The 18,393-nt window shown below is 63.9% G+C and carries 15 protein-coding genes and 1 pseudogene; 10 read left to right on the top strand and 6 right to left on the bottom strand.

Features of this window, described 5'->3' with window-relative positions; genetic code table 11:
• Window position 1: 1 nt before the first annotated feature.
• From D580_RS0109920 to lpxC, 4 genes are all read left to right on the top strand, one after another.
• Window positions 2-781: a cell division protein FtsQ/DivIB gene (locus D580_RS0109920; protein ID WP_018954234.1), complete on the top strand. Its 780-nt coding sequence runs from the start codon at window positions 2-4 to the stop codon at window positions 779-781.
• A 31-nt stretch (window positions 782-812) separates the two neighbouring features.
• Entirely contained in the window at window positions 813-2,051 is a 1,239-nt protein-coding gene (gene ftsA / locus D580_RS0109915; protein ID WP_026289881.1) for a cell division protein FtsA, read from the top strand.
• Window positions 2,052-2,147: 96 nt separating this feature from the next.
• On the top strand, window positions 2,148-3,302 hold the full coding sequence (gene ftsZ, locus D580_RS0109910; RefSeq protein ID WP_012637355.1) for a cell division protein FtsZ: 1,155 nt from the start codon (window positions 2,148-2,150) through the stop codon (window positions 3,300-3,302).
• Window positions 3,303-3,579: 277 nt separating this feature from the next.
• Complete coding sequence (gene lpxC / locus D580_RS0109905) at window positions 3,580-4,494, top strand: UDP-3-O-acyl-N-acetylglucosamine deacetylase (RefSeq protein WP_018954232.1); 915 nt, start codon at window positions 3,580-3,582, stop codon at window positions 4,492-4,494.
• A 124-nt stretch (window positions 4,495-4,618) separates the two neighbouring features.
• Here lpxC and D580_RS0109900 read toward each other — a convergent pair whose 3' ends face one another.
• On the bottom strand, window positions 4,619-5,059 hold the full coding sequence (locus D580_RS0109900; RefSeq protein ID WP_018954231.1) for a DUF721 domain-containing protein: 441 nt from the start codon (window positions 5,057-5,059) through the stop codon (window positions 4,619-4,621).
• Between the two features lie 90 nt (window positions 5,060-5,149).
• On the opposite strand from D580_RS0109900, the gene D580_RS0109895 reads away from it, so the two are divergent.
• From D580_RS0109895 to D580_RS0109875, 5 genes are all read left to right on the top strand, one after another.
• Window positions 5,150-6,067, top strand: coding sequence for a M23 family metallopeptidase (locus D580_RS0109895; protein WP_018954230.1), 918 nt, complete (start codon window positions 5,150-5,152; stop codon window positions 6,065-6,067).
• A gap of 141 nt (window positions 6,068-6,208) precedes the next feature.
• The gene (gene secA / locus D580_RS0109890; RefSeq protein ID WP_018954229.1) at window positions 6,209-8,986 is read left to right on the top strand and encodes a preprotein translocase subunit SecA; all 2,778 of its coding nucleotides are present in this window, start codon (window positions 6,209-6,211) and stop codon (window positions 8,984-8,986) included.
• Window positions 8,987-9,118: 132 nt separating this feature from the next.
• Window positions 9,119-10,330: a bifunctional glutamate N-acetyltransferase/amino-acid acetyltransferase ArgJ gene (gene argJ, locus D580_RS0109885; RefSeq protein ID WP_018954228.1), complete on the top strand. Its 1,212-nt coding sequence runs from the start codon at window positions 9,119-9,121 to the stop codon at window positions 10,328-10,330.
• Window positions 10,331-10,467: 137 nt separating this feature from the next.
• Complete coding sequence (locus tag D580_RS0109880) at window positions 10,468-11,421, top strand: Nudix family hydrolase (RefSeq protein ID WP_018954227.1); 954 nt, start codon at window positions 10,468-10,470, stop codon at window positions 11,419-11,421.
• A 38-nt stretch (window positions 11,422-11,459) separates the two neighbouring features.
• The gene (locus D580_RS0109875; RefSeq protein WP_231363535.1) at window positions 11,460-11,894 is read left to right on the top strand and encodes a hypothetical protein; all 435 of its coding nucleotides are present in this window, start codon (window positions 11,460-11,462) and stop codon (window positions 11,892-11,894) included.
• Window positions 11,895-11,999: 105 nt separating this feature from the next.
• Here the strand turns inward: D580_RS0109875 and zapD are convergent, their stop codons facing one another.
• The 5 genes from zapD to pilB form a co-directional block, all read right to left on the bottom strand.
• Window positions 12,000-12,842 carry a cell division protein ZapD gene (zapD, locus tag D580_RS0109870; protein ID WP_018954225.1) on the bottom strand — a complete coding sequence of 281 codons (843 nt, stop codon included), beginning with the start codon at window positions 12,840-12,842 and terminating at the stop codon, window positions 12,000-12,002.
• Window positions 12,843-12,878: 36 nt separating this feature from the next.
• On the bottom strand, window positions 12,879-13,484 hold the full coding sequence (coaE, locus tag D580_RS0109865; RefSeq protein ID WP_018954224.1) for a dephospho-CoA kinase: 606 nt from the start codon (window positions 13,482-13,484) through the stop codon (window positions 12,879-12,881).
• A gap of 130 nt (window positions 13,485-13,614) precedes the next feature.
• Entirely contained in the window at window positions 13,615-14,481 is an 867-nt protein-coding gene (locus D580_RS0109860) for a prepilin peptidase (protein ID WP_051081797.1), read from the bottom strand.
• A gap of 108 nt (window positions 14,482-14,589) precedes the next feature.
• The gene (locus D580_RS0109855) at window positions 14,590-15,801 is read right to left on the bottom strand and encodes a type II secretion system F family protein (protein ID WP_018954222.1); all 1,212 of its coding nucleotides are present in this window, start codon (window positions 15,799-15,801) and stop codon (window positions 14,590-14,592) included.
• Between the two features lie 4 nt (window positions 15,802-15,805).
• Window positions 15,806-17,521, bottom strand: a complete 1,716-nt coding sequence (pilB, locus tag D580_RS0109850; protein ID WP_026289877.1) for a type IV-A pilus assembly ATPase PilB — start codon at window positions 17,519-17,521, stop codon at window positions 15,806-15,808.
• A 677-nt stretch (window positions 17,522-18,198) separates the two neighbouring features.
• Between pilB and D580_RS0109845 the strand changes: the two are divergent.
• Window positions 18,199-18,393 (top strand): annotated as a pseudogene (locus D580_RS0109845) (IS1380 family transposase); the annotation flags it as partial.

The following is an 18,393-nucleotide window of genomic DNA, read 5'->3' as shown; positions in this document are numbered from 1 at the left end:
CGTGGCGAAGCGGGATGCCATGGCCAGGAAACAGCGGGACATCGCGCCCTGGTGGCGTGGTCTGGAGCTGCGCCGCTGGCTGCGCCGCGGCCTGTCGCTGGGGGTGGTGCTGATGCTCGCCGGCGCGCTCGCCTACGCCGCGGACTGGGCCCTGCGCCCGGACACCCTGCCGATCCGCGCGGTGCAGATCGAGGGGCAGTTCCATCACCTGGAGCGCCGCGACCTGGAGGCGGCCCTGGGGCCGTATGTGAGCGGCGGGTTTTTCAGCGTGGACCTGCCGGCGGTGGAGCGCGCGGCCATGGCGCTGCCCTGGGTGTACGGGGTGAGCGTACGCAGGGTCTGGCCCGACACCCTGCACGTACAGGTGACCGAGCAGGTGCCCGTGGCCCGCTGGGGCGAGGACGCCCTGGTGAACCGCTACGGGGACGTGTTCCGGCCGGCCCCGGAGAGCCTGCCCGAGGGATTGCCGAGCCTCACCGGCGGCGAGGGGCGCCAGCGCAGCCTGATGCGCCGCTATCTCGCCGTGCAGGCGCGGCTCGCCGACGTGGGGCTGGAGGTGCGCGGCCTGCGCGAGGACGCCCGCCAGGCCTGGACCATCGAGCTGCTGGGCGGCGGTGAAGTGCTCATGGGCCGGGGTGCCGGCGAGGTCCAGCTGGAGCGGCTGCTGCGGGCCTACCCGCACATCGCCGCACAACGGGACGCGCCGGTGCGGCGCATGGACCTGAGATACACCAACGGCATCGCCGTGGCCTGGGGCGAAGCGGCCCCGGCCGCGCACTGAATGAACGAATCGGTACCTAGAGAGAGACAGCATGTCGAAGCGATCCGATAAGGGAATGATTGTTGGCCTGGACATCGGCACCTCCAAGGTGGAGGCCATCGTCGGCGAGATCAACGAGGACGGTCAGATCGAGATCGTCGGCATCGGCTCGCACCCTTCCCGGGGTCTGAAGAAGGGCGTGGTGGTCAACATCGAGTCCACGGTGCAGTCCATCCAGCGGGCGGTAGAGGAGGCCGAACTGATGGCCGGCTGCCAGATCCACTCGGTGTTCACGGGCATCGCCGGCAGCCACGTGAAGAGCCTCAACTCCACCGGCGTGGTGGCCATCAAGGACAAGGAGGTCACCCCCGCCGACGTGGATCGGGTGATCGACGCGGCGCGCGCCGTGGCCATCCCGGCGGACCAGCGCATCCTGCACATCCTGCCCCAGGAATTCATCATCGACGAGCAGGAGGGCATCCGCGAGCCGGTGGGCATGTCCGGCGTGCGCCTGGAGGCCAAGGTGCACCTGGTCACCGGCGCGGTCTCCGCTGCCCAGAACATCGTCAAGTGCGTACGCCGCTGCGGGCTTGAGGTGGACGACATCATCCTGGAACAGATGGCCTCCAGCCACGCGGTGCTCACCGAGGACGAGAAGGAACTGGGTGTGTGCCTGGTGGACATCGGCGGCGGCACCACGGACATCGCCGTGTTCACCGACGGCGCGATCCGCCACACGGCGGTGATCCCCATCGCCGGCGACCAGGTCACCAACGACATCGCCGTGGCCTTGCGTACCCCCACCCAGTACGCCGAGGACATCAAGATCAAGTACGCCTGCGCCCTGCGCCAGCTGGCCAATCCCGACGACACCATCGAGGTGCCGAGCGTCGGCGACCGGGCGCCCAAGCGCCTGTCGCGCCAGACCCTGGCCGGCGTGGTGGAGCCCCGCTACGAGGAACTGCTGTCCCTGGTGCAGGCGGAACTGCGCCGCTCCGGCTGTGAGGAGCTGGTGGCGGCGGGCGTGGTACTCACCGGTGGCTCTTCCAAGATGGAAGGGGTGATCGATCTGGCCGAGGAGGTGTTCCACATGCCCGTGCGTCTGGGTCTGCCCCAGCACGTGAGCGGGCTGGTGGACGTGGTGCGCAACCCGATCCATGCCACCGGCGTGGGTCTGCTGCTGTTCGGCCACCAGAGCCGGGGCGGCGGGCGCAGCCACGAGGCGCGCCAGACGGGCAATCTCAAGGCGGTGTGGGGAAGGATGAAGAGCTGGTTTCAGGGCAACTTCTGATCGAAGTCGGAATTGAGAATTGGGAAGTACGAAACGGGACAGGGCGGATTTTCGTTTTACGAATCAGATCAACCAATGTGTTGAGGAGGTATGACAATGTTTGAGCTCATGGATACGTTTCCGCAGAACGCGGTCATCAAGGTCATCGGCGTGGGCGGCGGCGGCGGCAACGCCGTGCAGCACATGGTCAACGCCAACATCGAGGGCGTGGACTTCATCTGCGCCAACACCGATGCCCAGGCGCTGAAGAACCACAACGCCAAGACCCTGCTGCAGCTGGGCGGGCACATCACCAAGGGCCTGGGCGCCGGCGCCGACCCGGTGGTGGGTCGTGAGGCGGCCCTGGAGGACCGGGACCGCATCGCCGAGGTGATCGAGGGTGCCGACATGGTGTTCATCACCGCCGGCATGGGTGGTGGCACCGGCACCGGTGGCGCGCCGGTGGTGGCCCAGATCGCCCGGGAGATGGGCATCCTCACCGTGGCCGTGGTCACCAAGCCCTTCCCCTTCGAGGGCAAGAAGCGCCTGGCCGTGTCCCAGGCGGGCATGGAGAACTTGGCCAAGTACGTGGACTCCCTGATCACCATCCCCAACGAAAAGCTGCTCACTGTGCTGGGCAAGAACATCTCCCTGCTGGAGGCCTTCAAGGCGGCCAACAACGTGCTGCTGGGTGCGGTGCAGGGCATTGCCGAGCTGATCACCCGTCCGGGCCTGATCAACGTGGACTTCGCCGACGTGCGCACCGTGATGTCCGAGATGGGCATGGCCATGATGGGTACCGGCAGCGCCTCCGGTCAGGACCGCGCCCGGGTGGCGGCCGAGGCGGCCATCGCCAGCCCCCTGCTCGAGGACGTGAACATCGCCGGTGCCCGGGGCATCCTGGTGAACGTCACCGCCGGTCTGGACATGTCCATCGGCGAGTTCGAGGAAGTGGGTGATGCCATCAAGGAGTTCGCCTCCGAGGACGCCACCGTGGTGGTGGGCACCGTGATCGACCCGGAGATGACCGACGAGCTGCGCGTGACCCTGGTGGCCACCGGCCTGGGTAGCACCATGGCGGCCACCCGGGCGCCGGAGAAGCCCAAGGTCAAGCTGGTGGAGCCGGCCCCCGAGCTGACCCCCGACTACGAGAACCTGGACCGCCCCACGGTGATCCGCAAGAGCCAGGGCAACGCGGCGGTGGACCTGAATGGTCACCTGAACATGGATTACCTGGACATCCCGGCCTTCCTGCGCAAGCAGGCGGACTGATCGACGCACCGGGATGGTGCGTCCGGGGTTTCGGATGGTCTGTGACAGCGCGTCATCCGGTCGCGGATTTGCTGCGACTGGTCGCTTTTTTGGTGGGAAACCATGCATCTGCACGGCTTTGGTGCCATAATGCGCAGGTTTTTTGCAGATTTACCCGCTTGGCTCGCGTCACTATCAGGATGGCGCAGTTGTTGCAGGGCAATTCGGGAGGCCGGGCCATCGTGCCGGGCGGACCGTGAGTCATTCGGATAGAACGATCCAGTCGAGGGTTCCATCGTTGATCAGGCAGCGCACACTCAAGAACACCATCAGGGCCACGGGCGTCGGTCTTCACACCGGCGAGAAGGTCTACGTGATGCTCAGGCCGGCACCGGTGGATACCGGTGTGGTGTTCCGGCGCATGGACCTGGAGCCGCCGGTGGAGATCAAGGCGAGCCCCGACAACGTCGGTGATACGCGCCTCTCCACCACCCTGGTCAACGGCGAGGTGCGGGTCTCCACGGTGGAACACCTGCTGTCCGCCATCGCAGGCCTCGGCATCGACAACCTCTACGTGGAGGTGAGTGCCGCCGAGGTGCCTATCATGGACGGCAGCGCCGGTCCCTTCGTGTTCCTGATCCAGTCCGCCGGTATCGTGGAGCAGGAGGCGCCCAAGAAGTTCATCCGCATCAAGCGCGCGGTGGAAGTGCGCGAGGAGGACAAGTGGGCCCGCTTCGAGCCCTTCGACGGCTTCAAGGTGGGTTTCTCCATCGATTTCCAGCACCCCATCTTCAGCAACGGGGTGCAGACCGCCGAACTGGATTTCTCCACCACCTCCTTCGTCAAGGAAGTGAGCCGCGCACGGACCTTTGGCTTCATGCGCGACATCGAGATGCTGCGCGAGCGTCAGCTGGCCCTGGGCGGCAGCTTGGACAACGCCATCGTGCTGGACGATTTCCGCATCCTCAACGAAGACGGGCTGCGTTACGAAGACGAGTTCGTCAAGCACAAGATCCTGGACGCCATCGGTGACCTGTACCTGCTGGGCCACAGCCTGGTGGGCGCCTTCACCGGCTTCAAGTCCGGTCATGCCCTCAACAATCGCCTCATTCGTACCCTCATCGCCCAGCAAGACGCCTGGGAATGCATCACCTTCGAGGATGAGAACGAGTCGGCCCCCATTTCCTACGCCCAGCCGATCACGGCGTTCTGATTGATTGCGTGAGGGGGCTTGCGCGACGAATCGCTCCCGACGATTCGTTCGGCCCGACGCAGCCGCACGTGATTCTGAGCCCCTGCTGTCGGGCTGAAGCCCGACCTACAGAAACCGGGATCCGTCAGGATCGGTGGGTGTCGGGTTTTGCCGCCCTGGCAGCGAGCCTTTCCAGGGCCTCTGCCAGTTCCCTGTCCTCGATTCCCCGGGCGGCCTGACGCAGCGTCGAACCCGCCCGGCCGGAAAGTTTCGGACGGGGCAGGGCCGTGCCCCTGCTGGCTGCTGCTGACCCGTGCAGGGCGGCCACGCTGACCCGCACGCGGCGCAGCTTGAGGCCGTGATGGGCGGCCAGATGTTTGAGGATCTCCCGCTGCAGGAAGCGCACCTGGGTGGCCCAGGCGCCGGCGTCGGCGGCGATGCGCAGCTGCTCCTCGTCGATACCGGCCACCCAGCAGTGCTCGGCCAGGGCCGGCGGCAGCAGGTGACGCAGGCTGTCGGTCAGTGCCTGGTGCAGGCCGGCCTGCTTGACGAGGCGGGGATCAATCAGGTGGCGGATGCGTTGCATCGTCGGAATGGTACCTTTGGTGCCGGAAACGGGTTTCCCGAAACGCCTGTGGCATGTACTATCGGGCTCCCATACTAGCAGTGTGGTCGTATGAACATCATCTTTCTCAGCCGAAGCGGCACCTGCCGCAAGTGTCTGGACCTGCATTCCTGGCGAGTGCGGGCCGTGGCTGTGATGGTCATCGGCGGCCTCCTGTCCCTGGTAGCGGCGGCGGGTTTCCATGCCGGCGCCCGTCATGCAGATCCCCAACAGTTCATCGTCGCCTGGGAAGAGGAAATCCGTCTCCAGCGCGAGGCCCTGCGCACGGCCAGGGAGGCCACCCAGGCGGACATCGACGCCTTGACCATTCGTCTGGCCGAGCTCCAGGCCCGTGCCACCCGCCTGGACGCCTTGGGCGGCAAGCTGGTCAACATGGCCGGCCTGGATGACGGCGAATTCGACTTCAGCAGCATACCCGGTGTGGGCGGCCCCGAGATGGCCGAACCGGGTGTCGGGCATGCCCCGGACCTGATCGCCCAACTGGACAGTCTGGACAGCCTGCTGGAGGAGCGGGAGTCCCAGCTGAGCCTGCTGGATCGCATGATCCTCAACCGCCAGCTCCAGGAAGAGGTGACCCCGGCGGGCCGGCCCGTGAACCAGGGCTGGATCTCCTCCAGCTACGGCATGCGCAACGACCCCTTCACGGGGCGCCGCGTAATGCACCGTGGTGTCGACTTCGCCGGCCGGCCAGGCAGTGACGTGATCGCCGTGGCCGGTGGCATCGTCATCACCGCCGGCAAGCGCAACGTGTTCGGCTACCTGGTGGAGATCGACCACGGCAACGGCTTCGTCACCCGCTACGCCCACAACAAGAAGCTGCTGGTGGAGACGGGCGAGACGGTGCGCAAGGGTCAGGTCATCGCCCTGCTGGGCGAGACCGGTCGCGCAACCGGGCCCCACGTCCATTTCGAGGTGCTGGAAAACGGCCGGCACATCAATCCCTCCCGCTTCATCCGCGCCTCCCGCTGAACCGGCCACGCCCGGCGCGGGTCTACCCGCTGCACTGCCAACCCCCCGGCCGCTGACCGCAGGGCCGCCCATGGGTTATCATGTCGGACGCAAAGCCGCCCCCGTGGTGGTCCATTCCCAACAACGTAAAAGTCCCCATCCATGGTCACCAGCCTCGTCAGAAAGATCTTCGGCAGCCGCAACGAACGCATCGTGAAGCGCCTGGGCAAGACCGTTGCCCGCATCAACGAACTGGAAGCCGAGCTTCAGTCCCTGGACGACGAAGCCCTGAAGGCGCGAACCGCGCAGTTTCGTGAACGCCTGGCCGGGGGGGAGACCATGGAGGCACTGCTGCCCGAGGCCTTCGCCGTGACGCGCGAGGCGGGCCGCCGTGTGATGGGTATGCGCCACTTCGACGTGCAGTTGATCGGCGGCATGGTGCTGGACAGCGGCCGCATCGCCGAGATGCGCACCGGCGAGGGCAAGACCCTGGTGGCGACGCTCGCCGCCTACCTCAATGCCCTGCCCGGCAAGGGCGTGCACGTGGTGACGGTCAACGACTACCTGGCCCGTCGTGACGCGGCCTGGATGGGTCGGCTCTACCATGCGCTTGGCCTGTCCGTGGGCGTGATCAATTCCTCCGGCGGCGCCGGTCCGGATTCCGCCTCCTATCTCTACGACCCGGGCTTCCACGCCGAGGGCGGCATCGCCCACCTGCGTCCGGTGACCCGCCGCGAGGCCTATGCCGCGGACATCACCTACGGCACCAACAACGAATTCGGCTTCGACTACCTGCGCGACAACATGGCCTTCCGCCTGGAAGACCGGGTACAGCGGGAACTGAACTTCGCCATCGTCGACGAGGTGGACTCGATCCTCATCGACGAGGCACGCACGCCGCTGATCATCTCCGGTCCTGCCGGCGAGAGTGCCGAGATGTACGAGCGCATGAACCGCATCGTGCCCAAGCTCACCCCCCAGGAAGAGGAGGAGGGCCCCGGAGACTACAGCGTTGACGAGAAGATGAAGCAGGTCTTCCTCACCGAGGACGGTCAGGAGAAGGCCGAGCAGCTGATGCGCGAGGCGGGCCTGCTGGCCGAGGGTCAGGGCCTGTACGACGCCGGCAGCATTGCCCTGCTGCATCACCTGAACGCCGCCCTGCGCGCCCATGTCCTGTTTCACAAGGACGTGGATTACCTGGTTCGCGACGGCCAGATTCTCATCATCGACGAGTTCACCGGCCGCATCATGGCGGGCCGGCGCTGGTCCGAGGGTCTGCACCAGGCCATCGAGGCCAAGGAGGGGGTGCCCATCCAGCGGGAGAACCAGACGCTCGCCTCCATCACCTTCCAGAACTACTTCCGGCTCTACGAGAAGCTCTCCGGCATGACCGGCACCGCCGACACCGAGGCCTACGAGTTCCAGCAGATCTACGGCCTGGAGGTGGTGGTGATCCCCACCAACCGCCCCATGGTCCGCAACGACATGCAGGACCTGGTCTACATGACCCAGAAGGAGAAATTCGAGGCCATCATCAAGGAGATCAAGTACTGCCAGGAGAAGCGCCAGCCGGTGCTGGTGGGTACCGCCTCGGTGGAGACCTCCGAATACCTCTCCGGTCTGCTCAAGAAGGCCAAGATCCCGCACGAGGTGCTCAACGCCAAGCAGCATGAGCGCGAGGCCCACGTGGTGGAACAGGCGGGACGTCCCGGTGCCGTGACCCTGGCCACGAACATGGCCGGCCGCGGTACCGACATCGTGCTGGGCGGCAGCCTGGAGGCGGAACTGTCGGCCCTGGGCGAGAACCCCAAGTCTGCCGATGTGGAACGGGTCAAGGCCGACTGGCAGAAGCGCCACGACGAGGTGTTGGCCAACGGCGGCCTGCACATCATCGGCTCAGAGCGCCACGAATCCCGTCGCATCGACAACCAGCTGCGCGGCCGCGCCGGCCGCCAGGGCGACCCCGGTTCCAGCCGTTTCTTCCTGTCCCTGGAAGACAACCTGATGCGCATCTTTGCCTCCGACCGGGTGAAGTCGCTGATGCAGCGCCTGGGCATGCAGGAGGGCGAGGCCATCGAGAACGCCTGGGTGACCAAGGCCATCGAGAACGCCCAGCGCAAGGTGGAGGCCCACAACTTCGACATCCGCAAGAACCTGCTGGAATACGACGATGTGGCCAACGACCAGCGCAAGGTGGTCTATGAACAGCGTCGCGAACTGCTGGAGACCGAGGACATCTCCGAGACCCTGGAGGCGGTGCGCCGGGACGTGCTCGAAGGCGTGATCTCCCAGTACATTCCCCAGGGCAGCATCGAGGAGCAGTGGGACGTGCCCGGCCTCACCCACGCCCTGGAGCAGGACTTCGGCCTGGTGCTGGACATCGCCGGCTGGCTGGAGCGTGAGGATGATCTGCACGAGGAGACCCTGCGCGAACGCATCCACCAGCATGCCGCCGAGGCCTACAAGCTCAAGGAGGACAAGGTGGGTGCCGAGACCATGCGCCGCATCGAGAAGGATGTGATGCTGCAGGTGCTCGACAGCCACTGGAAGGAGCACCTGGCCGCCATGGACTACCTGCGACAGGGCATCGGTCTGCGTGGCTATGCCCAGCGCAATCCCAAGCAGGAATACAAGCGCGAGGCCTTCGAGATGTTCGAGGCCATGCTGACGCGCATCAAGCACGATGTCACCGCCCTGCTCATGCGGGTGCAGGTGCGTTCCCCTGAGGATGCCGAAGCACTGGAGCGCCAGCAGCGCGCTGCCGCCGGCGCCGACATGCGCTATCAGCACTCCCAGCCCGAGAGCGTACTGCACAAGCCCGAGGCGGGCGAAGGCGAAGAGGCTCAGCCCTTCCGCCGCGAGACGCCGAAAGTGGGCCGCAACGATCCCTGCTGGTGCGGTTCAGGCAAGAAGTTCAAGCACTGTCATGGCAAGCTATAAAAGCGCAAGAGACAAGTAACTAGTGACAAGAGGCAAGTAAAGATATGCTTCATTTGTTTCATCGCCATCGATTCTGACGCCAGCCACGCTCTTCTTGTCTCTTGTCTCTAGCCACTTGTCTCTAGCGCCCTCATGCCTATCAATCTGACCGAACCCACTGAACTGCTCCCCGTGCCCGGCATGCGCCTGGGTGCCGTGGCCGCCGGCATCCGTTACAAGGAGCGCCGTGACCTGGTGCTGATGGAGCTGGCCCCGTCCGCCAGTGCCGCCGCGGTGTTCACCCGCAACGCCTTCTGTGCCGCCCCGGTGATCGTGGCCCGGGAGCATCTGGCCGGGGGCGCCATCCGCTACCTGCTCATCAACTCCGGCAATGCCAATGCCGGCACCGGGGAGCGTGGCCTGGCGGATGCCCGCGCCAGCTGCGCCCACGTGGCGGAGGTGATGGGCTGCGAGGCGGCGCAGGTGATGCCGTTCTCCACCGGGGTCATCGGCGAGCCGCTGCCCGTGCTGCGCATCCGCGATGCTTTGCCGGCGCTGGCTGCGTCCCTGAAGGAGGATGCCTGGATCGACGCCATGCGCGCCATCATGACCACGGACACCGTGGGCAAGGGCATGAGCCGGCAGGTCACCCTGTCCGGCGGTACGGTGACGCTCACCGGCATCGCCAAGGGCTCGGGCATGATCCGGCCGGACATGGCGACCATGCTGGCCTATCTCGGCACTGACGCGGTCATCCCCGCCGGCGAGTTGCAGGCCATGCTCAGCGAGGCGGTGGAGTCGAGCTTCAACTGCATCACCGTGGATGGTGACACCTCCACCAACGACGCCTGCGTGCTCTGCGCGACGGGCGCGAGCGGTGTGCAGCTGGTGTCCGACGAGGACCGGCGCGCGTTCCGCGAGGTGTTGCAGGCGGTCTGCGATCATCTTGCCCAAGCCATCGTGCGCGACGGCGAGGGTGCGACGAAGTTCATCACCATCCAGGTGAGCGGGGCCGGCAGCCGCGAGGAGGCGCGCCTGGTGGCCGATGCCGTGGCCCACTCCCCCCTGGTCAAGACGGCCCTGTTTGCCTCCGATCCCAACTGGGGCCGGATTCTCGCCGCGGTGGGCCGCGCGGGTGTACAGGGCCTGGACGTGAACAGGGTCAGCCTGCACGTGGGCGATGTGCTCATTGCCGAACACGGCGGGCGCGCAGCCAGTTACACGGAAGAGGCCGGCAAACGGGTCATGGCAGAGGCGGAGATCCCCATCCGCATCGGTCTCGGCCGGGGCACGGCCAGTGCCACGGTCTACACCTGTGACCTGTCCTTCGACTACGTGCGCATCAACGCGGAGTATCGGTCGTAGTGCGTTGCAGTCAGGCGTGAGGAGTGAGGAGCCAGGCGTGAGTCACATACCCCCTCCCCATCATGGGGGAGGGTTGGGGTGAGGGTGGTTTTACGCCTCTCGCCTCTCACCTGACACCTCACGGCTTTATGGTGCCAATGTCCAATCACTTGCCCCCCGTCCAGGTGGCCGTGGCCGCCATCATCAACGCCCATGACGAGGTGCTGATCGCGCGTCGCCCGGAGGGTGTGCATCAGGGCGGGCTTTGGGAATTTCCCGGCGGCAAGATGGAACCCGGTGAGACCCTGGACCAGGCACTCGCCCGGGAGCTGCGTGAGGAACTCGGCATCGCGCCGCTCCGTTCCCGTCCATTGATTACCATCCATCACGACTACGGCGACAAACGCGTCTGTCTCCGGGTGTGCCGGGTGGAGTCCTTCAGCGGGGTACCCCATGGACGCGAAGGACAACCCCTGCGCTGGGTCTCGGTGGGTGCACTGCAGGCGTTTGCATTCCCCGCCGCCAACCGCCCCATCATCAGTGCGCTGCAGCTGCCGGACCGCCATCTCATCACACCGGATCCCGGCACCCAGACCGCTGCGTTCATCAAGCATCTCGAACGGCGCCTGAGTGCGGGCGACATCAGTCTGCTGCAGTTGCGCGCCCCCTCCCTGGATGAACAGGCCTACAGTACGCTGGCTGCTGAGGTCATTGCCTTGGCCCGGGATCTGGGCGTGCGTGTGCTGCTCAATGCGGAGGTCTCCGCGGCCAGGCAACTCGGCGCGCACGGTGTGCATCTCAATGGATTGCGTCTGAGCCGCTGGTCTGCGCAGCAGACTGAAGGTCTGCTGGTGTCGGCCTCGGTGCATGATGAGACCCAGCTGACGCAGGCGCGTGGCGCGGACTTCATCGTCGTCTCTCCGGTCATGGCCACGGCGAGTCATCCTGACGCGACGCCTATCGGCTGGACCGGGTTCCGGGATCTGGCAGAGCGTGCCGCCATGCCCGTCTACGCCCTGGGTGGGATGAGCCCGAAGGACATCGAGCGCGCCAGGCTCCATGGTGGCCAGGGTATTGCCGCGATTCGCAGCCTTTGGGAGATGAAGCCGTGAAAGCGGTTTATTGGATCGGGGCCGCACTGGTGCTTGTCATGGGCGCAGTCGGATACTGGCTGGGTGGTGCAGGCGGCATCGTGGACCAGGGGGGTGGCTGGCAGGATGAGCAGGCGCGACTGCTGGAGGCCGATGCACCGTGTACCCTGGATGCATCCGGTTGCCGGTTCATTGCGGATGGCCAGGTGATGACCGTGCGTGTCCAGGAGCAGATCCATCCGCTGGTACCCTTCAAGGTCTACCTGGAAACGACTCGCAGCCCGGAAATTGCCGAGGTGCGTTTCACCATGGACGACATGGACATGGGTATCAACCAGTTCCGGTTCGCGCCAGTCTCCGAGGGGCTCTGGGAGACCATGGCAGTGCTGCCCGTCTGCACGGTGGACCGGGCTGACTGGCGTGCTACGTTCCGGCTGAAACTGGATGGGGGGTACTACCGGATGGATGTCATGTTCGAGGCGGGGAGGGGTTGAGGGGTTAGGGATCAGGCGACAGGCGTACAACCGACTGACCCCCTCTCCCTCAGGGAGAGGGTGGTTTCACACCTATCGCCTCACCCCTCACGCCTATCCCTGAGGCTAGATGGCACAACAGGTCAGCTCGAAGCTCACGTCCTGGTCGCACTGCTTCGCCCGGTTGCGCATGTCGCCGGGCTTGAGGAAGCGCACGGAGAAGCGCTGACGACCGGCGCTGATCTCCGGGTAGCAAGGGTTGTCGGCGGGCAGGCTGATGCGAATCATCTGCCAGGGGATGCTGCCGTCCAGGCTCTGTTCGTAGAAACCCTGACGGGCCACGGCCTTGCGGGGCTCGGCGCTGTTGCGGATCAGCTTGAGTACCAGGCGCACGGCTTCGTGGATCTCGTGGAAGGGCGCGGACCATTCCTTGAGCAGGGTGCGGCGCTCCGAGACGGGGCGGGACAGCCAGTAATGATAGGCGGGCAGGTCGAAGTCGCAGGTGCCGCCGGGTATGGCGTTGCGCTGGCGGATGCTGCCGAAGAAGTCGTTGCTCTTGATCTGCTGGTCCAGCTGGCCGTTGATGGTGTGGATCTGCTCGATCAGACGGCGCTGTTGGTCGATCACGCCGGTGAGCCGGTCCTGGTCCACGCTGGGCTCCAGGCTCAGGCGGCTCAGATTGGCGATCTGGCGCTCCAGTTCCTTCATCAGTTCGCGCTTGAGATCCACCCGGTTGGTCAGGTCGAGGATCTCGATCAGGGTGGTCAGGGCGAAGTGGGTCTCGAATCCGCCGTTGCCCTGCACGGCAAACTGAAAGCGGTGCATGAGCTCTTCCAGGCGCATGAACAGGCGCATGCGCTCCAGCAGGGGCTGCTCGTAGGTAATGGAGTCGCTCACCGGCGTGACAGTCGGGGATTCATGGAGGACATATTCGTTATTTTCTACCTTGAGTGCGAAATTCACAAACATGTCTTCATTCCTCTCCTGAATTCCCCTGTCGGGCGCCTATCCTCCGTCGGCCGCGAGTTCCAGGTAACGGCGGTGCAGCCGTTCCACCTGTGCCTCGAGCGCCGCAAGATCCCCGCTGTTGTCGATCACATCGTCCGCTTGCTCAAGCCTTTGTGCCCGGCTGGCCTGGGCGGCGAGGATGGCCAGTGCTTCGTCCCGTGAGATCCCGTCCCGTGACATGGTCCGCTCCACCTGAAGGGCTTCGGGGCAGTCCACCACCAGGACGCGATCCACGGATTCCCGCAGGCCGGATTCCACCAGCAGGGGAATACTCATGATGCAGTAGGGCGAGCCCAGACCGGTCTGTTGCCGGATCATTTCGGCCCTGATCTTAGGGTGCAGCAGTGTTTCCAATCTGTGACGGGCTTGGATGTTTGCGAATACCAGCCGACGAAGGGCCTTCCTGTCCAGACCGCCGGTCATCGGATCGCGGATCTGGTCACCGAATTCATCGAGCACTTCCTGTGTGGCGGGCGCATCCGGTGCGAGCAGTTCGCGGGCGATCACGTCCGCGTCGATGACCGGAATGCCTCGTTCAGCGAACAAGCGAGTCACGGCGCTCTTGCCGCTGCCGATGCCACCTGTGAGTCCGATGCGAAGCATGATCAGGGCACATTTAAAATTCAAGATTCAAAATTCAAAGTAGGCCCGGAGATACTCTTCTCGCAGTGTACCTCGTGATCCGCCTTTGAATTTTGAATCTTGAATTTTAAATTTCGAATTGTGAATCCTCCTACCCCAGGTACAGCGCCATGATGTCGTTGCCCCACAGCAGCGCGATCCAGCCGGCCGCTGCCAGGTAGGGGCCGAAGGGCATGGGCTGGGCGCGGTCGCGGCCGCGGAACAGGATCAGCGCGATGCCCACCACGGCGCCCACCAGGGAAGAGAGCAGGATCACCAGGGGCAGCAGCTGCCAGCCGAGCCAGGCGCCGATCAGGGCGAAGAGCTTGAAGTCGCCAAAGCCCATGCCTTCCTTGCCGGTGAGCAGCTTGAAGCCGTGGTACACCAGCCAGAGGCTCAGGTAACCGGCCACGGCGCCGATCAGGCTGCTGGTGGCGTCGGTGAACAGGCCGCCCAGGTTGAGTAACAGGCCGATCCAGAGAAAGGGCAGGGTGATGCTGTCCGGGAGCAGGGTGGTGCGCAGGTCGATGACCGCAAGCGCGATCAGTGCCCAGGTGAGCAGCAGCGCGGCCCCCGACTGCCAGGTGAAGCCGAAGTGCCAGACCACCACCACAGAGAGCAGGGCGGTGGCCGCCTCCACCAGCGGGTAGCGCAGCGGAATCGAGCTGCCGCACTCGCTGCAACGGCCGCGCAGGAACAGGTAGCTGAGGATGGGGATGTTCTCCAGCGCCGTGATCTTGTGCCCGCACTGGGGACAGGCGGAACGGGGGCTCCAGAGGTTGTAGGCGGGCCCCTGCTCGGCTGGCGCAAGCGTCTGGCCCTCGGCGTACAGGAATTCCGTGGCTTCACGCCGCCACTGCCGCTCCATCATCACCGGCAGACGGTGAATCACCACATTGAGAAAGCTGCCCACCAGCAGGCTGAACAGCGCGGTCACGGTCAGCAATGCCGCCGTGCTGGTTTGTAGGAGTTCAATCATCAATATGGCCTGACGGCAAGCGCACAGGTATCCGTGCGTTGGTTATGGCGCGAGAGCTTCTAGTGTCTTCTTGCCTCTAGCAACTTGCATCTTGCCTCTAGCGCCTTCCTACACCACTGCGCCCAGCTGGAAGATCGGCAGGTACATGGCAATCACCAGGCCGCCCACCACAATGCCCAGGAAGGCCATGATCATGGGCTCCATGAGGCTCGAGAGGCTGTCCACCATGTTGTCGACTTCTTCCTCGTAGAAGTCGGCGACCTTGTTGAGCATGTCGTCCAATGCGCCGGATTCTTCGCCGATGGCCACCATCTGGACCACCATGTTGGGGAACAGGGCGGTGTTGCGCATGGCGGCCTGAAGCTGGGTGCCGGCGGCGGTTTCGTCTCGGATGCGCAAGGTGGCCTCGCGATAGAGAGCATTACCAGTGGCGCCGGCCACGGATTCCATGGCTTCCACCAGCGGCACGCCGGCTGCGAACATGGTGGAGAGTGTACGTGCGAATCGGGCAATGGAGGCCTTGCGCAGCAGCTCTCCGATGACGGGAATCTTGAGAGACATAAGGTCCAGCCAGCGCCGGAAACCGGGGGAACGTAAATGGGCCTGCTTGAAGAGCACAACGGCACCAATCAATCCGCCGAAGATGGCCCACCAATAGGCTTGGAAGAACTCCGAAATACCGATTACGAACTGGGTGAACACGGGCAGGTCAGCTCCAAACCCCTGGAACAGGTCCTGGAACTGGGGTACCACGAATATCAGAAGAATCGCGGTCACGATGAAAGCCACTACCAGCACGGCAGTGGGGTAGAACAGCGCCTTTTTGATCTTGGCTTTGAGGGACTCGGTCTTTTCCTTGTAGGTGGCGATCTTGTCCAGAAGGGTTTCGAGTGCGCCGGCCTGTTCACCGGCATTGACCAGATTGACTACAAGGTCGTCAAAATACTTGGGGTGCTTGCCCAGTGCTGCAGAGAAGGTCGTGCCACCTTCCACGTCGGACTTCATGGCCAGGATCAGCTCCTGCATGGAGGGGTTTTCATGTCCTCTTCCGACGATGTCAAAGGCCTGTACCAGCGGCACGCCTGCTTCCATCATGGTGGCCATCTGGCGTAAAAAGACGGCGATATCCTTCGGAACGATCTTCTTCTTGCCGCCGAATAATGATTTGGGCTTCTTGCGGACCCTGGTCGGGTTAATGCCTTGACGACGGAGTTCAGCCCGGGCAAGGAGTTCGCTGGCGGCGGTGGTCTCGCCCTTGACTCGACTGCCCTTCTTGTCGAGTCCTTCCCACTGGAAGGTGATGTTCTGGGTCTCGGCCATCGGTTCAGTCCTTGGTCACACGGTTGATCTCTTCAAGGCTGGTCATCCCGGCCTTGACCTTGAGCAGGCCGGAACGGCGCAGGTCGTTGATGCCTTCCTTGCGGGCCTGCTCGGCAAGCTGCATGGAGTTGCCACCCTCCAGGATGAGGCGTTGGGTGGCCTCGGAAATGGGCAGCACCTGGTAGATACCCACGCGTCCCTTATAGCCGTTGGTACACTGATCGCACCCCACGGCCTTGTAGATCTTCATGCCGTCTTTAAAGTCATCCTCTGTGAACCCTTCCTGAAGCAGGACATCCTTGGGCACATCATCGACGGTCTTGCAGTGGTTGCACAGCCGCCGGGCAAGTCGCTGGGCGATGATCAGGAGGATTGAGGAGGCGATGTTGTAGGGCGGCACCCCCATGTTCGCCAGACGGGTCAGGGTTTGGGGGGCGTCGTTGGTGTGCAGTGTGGAGAGCACCAGGTGGCCGGTCTGGGCCGCTTTGATGGCGATCTCGGCGGTTTCCAGGTCCCGGATCTCGCCAACCATGATCACGTCCGGATCCTGGCGCAGGAAGGCGCGCAAGGCCGAGGCGAAGGTCAATCCCACCTTGGGGTTGACGTTCACTTGGTTGATGCCGGGCATATTGATCTCGGCCGGGTCCTCGGCGGTCGAGATGTTGCGGTCCGGTGTATTCAGGATGCCAAGGCCCGTGTAAAGGGAGACGGTCTTGCCGGAGCCTGTCGGGCCGGTGACCAGGATCATGCCGTAGGGTTTGCTCAGGGCATCCAGGTAAAGCTTTTTCTGTTCTTCCTCGTAACCCAGAACGTCGATCCCTAAGGAGGCGCTGGTGGGGTCAAGGATTCGCAACACCACCTTTTCGCCGTACAGGGTCGGGCAGGTGTTGACGCGAAAATCGATGGCGCGGCTCTTAGACAACTGCATCTTGATGCGCCCATCCTGGGGGATGCGGCGCTCGGAGATGTCCATGCGGGACATGACCTTGATGCGGGCGATGATGCGGGGCGAGAGGGATACAGGGGGTTTGGCCACTTCGTGGAGCACGCCGTCCATGCGCAGACGAACCCGGAATTCCTTCTCGTAGGGCTCGAAGTGGATGTCCGAGGCCTTGCGGTTGATGGCATCCAGCAGCACCTTGTTCACGAAGCGGACCACCGGGGTGTCGTCCACCTCGCTTTCCGTCACCTCGCCTTTCCTGTCGTCGTCATCGGCGCTGATCTCGAGGTTGTCGAGATCGTCGTCCATGAGGCCTTCCATGACTGCGCCGGTGTCGTTGAGGCTTTCCTCGATCAGCTTGCCCAGTTTGTCCTGTTCCACCAGCACCGGTTCGGTGGCGATACCGGTGTTGAACTTGATCTCGTCCAGGGCGGTGAGGTTCATGGGGTCGGCGATCCCGACGAACAGCCGGTTGCCGCGCCTGAACAGGGGGAGGGCATGGTGCTGGCGGACCAGCTTCTCGTCCACGAGCTTTTTGGGCAGGAGTTCCTTGTCGAAGCTATCCAGGTCGAAGACCGGGGTGCCGAATTCCTCGGCGGCGGCCTGGGCGACCCGCTTGGACTCTACCAGCTTGTTGTCCACCAGGTAGGCTACCAGGGGCACGCGCTTCTTCTGGGCCGCCTCCACCGCCTTGCCGGCATCGGTCTCGGCCAACAGGCCGTCCTGGACCAGGCGGCGGGCCAGGCCACTCAAGGGAATGGAAGCTGCGGGTGTCGACATGTATTTCCTGCGGACAAGATTATAAAAGCTTATACAGACAGCATGTTAGCCGACGTACCTCCGAAGTCAATCTAATTTCTGCGGGTTTGCGGAGGTTGCTGTCAGTCCCGAATTTTTCACCAGGGTGATGGGCGGCGTTGTGTAAGTTTCTCAACAAGGGGGTATGAGTCAAGAATTTTAATGGTAAGCCTTGGTGAAAAACTGCGCATCCATCCGCGAAAGTTTGAAATCGGGCTTGGTAGTCTCTTCGGCTACTGGCGGATCCGTTCAGCACCTATCCATGGCCATGCCTTGGTCACGCCCACCACGCGGTCCTGGCAGACTCCAGCACCGCATAGTCCAAACACCAGCAGGTAGCTGTCTCTGTCCACCAGGATCGTCTTGAATCGTCCCTAGAAAACATGCCCGCTGTAGCAGTGGCGACAATTCGAAGCCTGGGTGTAGACCCTATGCTAACCCGACAGTTGCATAAATCCGGCACGGTTTTACAAGAAAACGGCTTATATACGGTACGAACTGCCTGTTGCACGGCTGTTGCTGGACCTCACCAAAAGTGAAGTCCAGAAAACGGCCTAAATCGGTGGGAGAAGATGGCTTGCACGCATAAAAAAACGGTCTCGAAGTTGGTAGAATTGGTGGCACCACACCGTCCAACAAAACCAACGGAGACCGTCTGGATGAAGTGTAGCAGAGCCGCCGTTCATCGCAAGACCCATCGCATTCCCGATATCCGGTTCGAGGACCAGAAATTGACCTCGTTCGCCGGCCTCGTGGTGTTTCAGGCACTGTTCTCCCGCATCGGACTGAAACAGCAACTCAGTGGCTGCTTCCGGCATTTGAAGGTCAGCCCGATCTTCGGTCACGGCCTCGTG

It is taken from the genome of Thioalkalivibrio sulfidiphilus (assembly GCF_000377945.1).
Taxonomy (GTDB): Bacteria; Pseudomonadota; Gammaproteobacteria; order Ectothiorhodospirales; family Ectothiorhodospiraceae; genus Thioalkalivibrio_A; species Thioalkalivibrio_A sulfidiphilus_A.
Note: the sequence above shows the minus strand (reverse complement) of the source record. Positions and strands in the feature narration are given on the sequence as shown.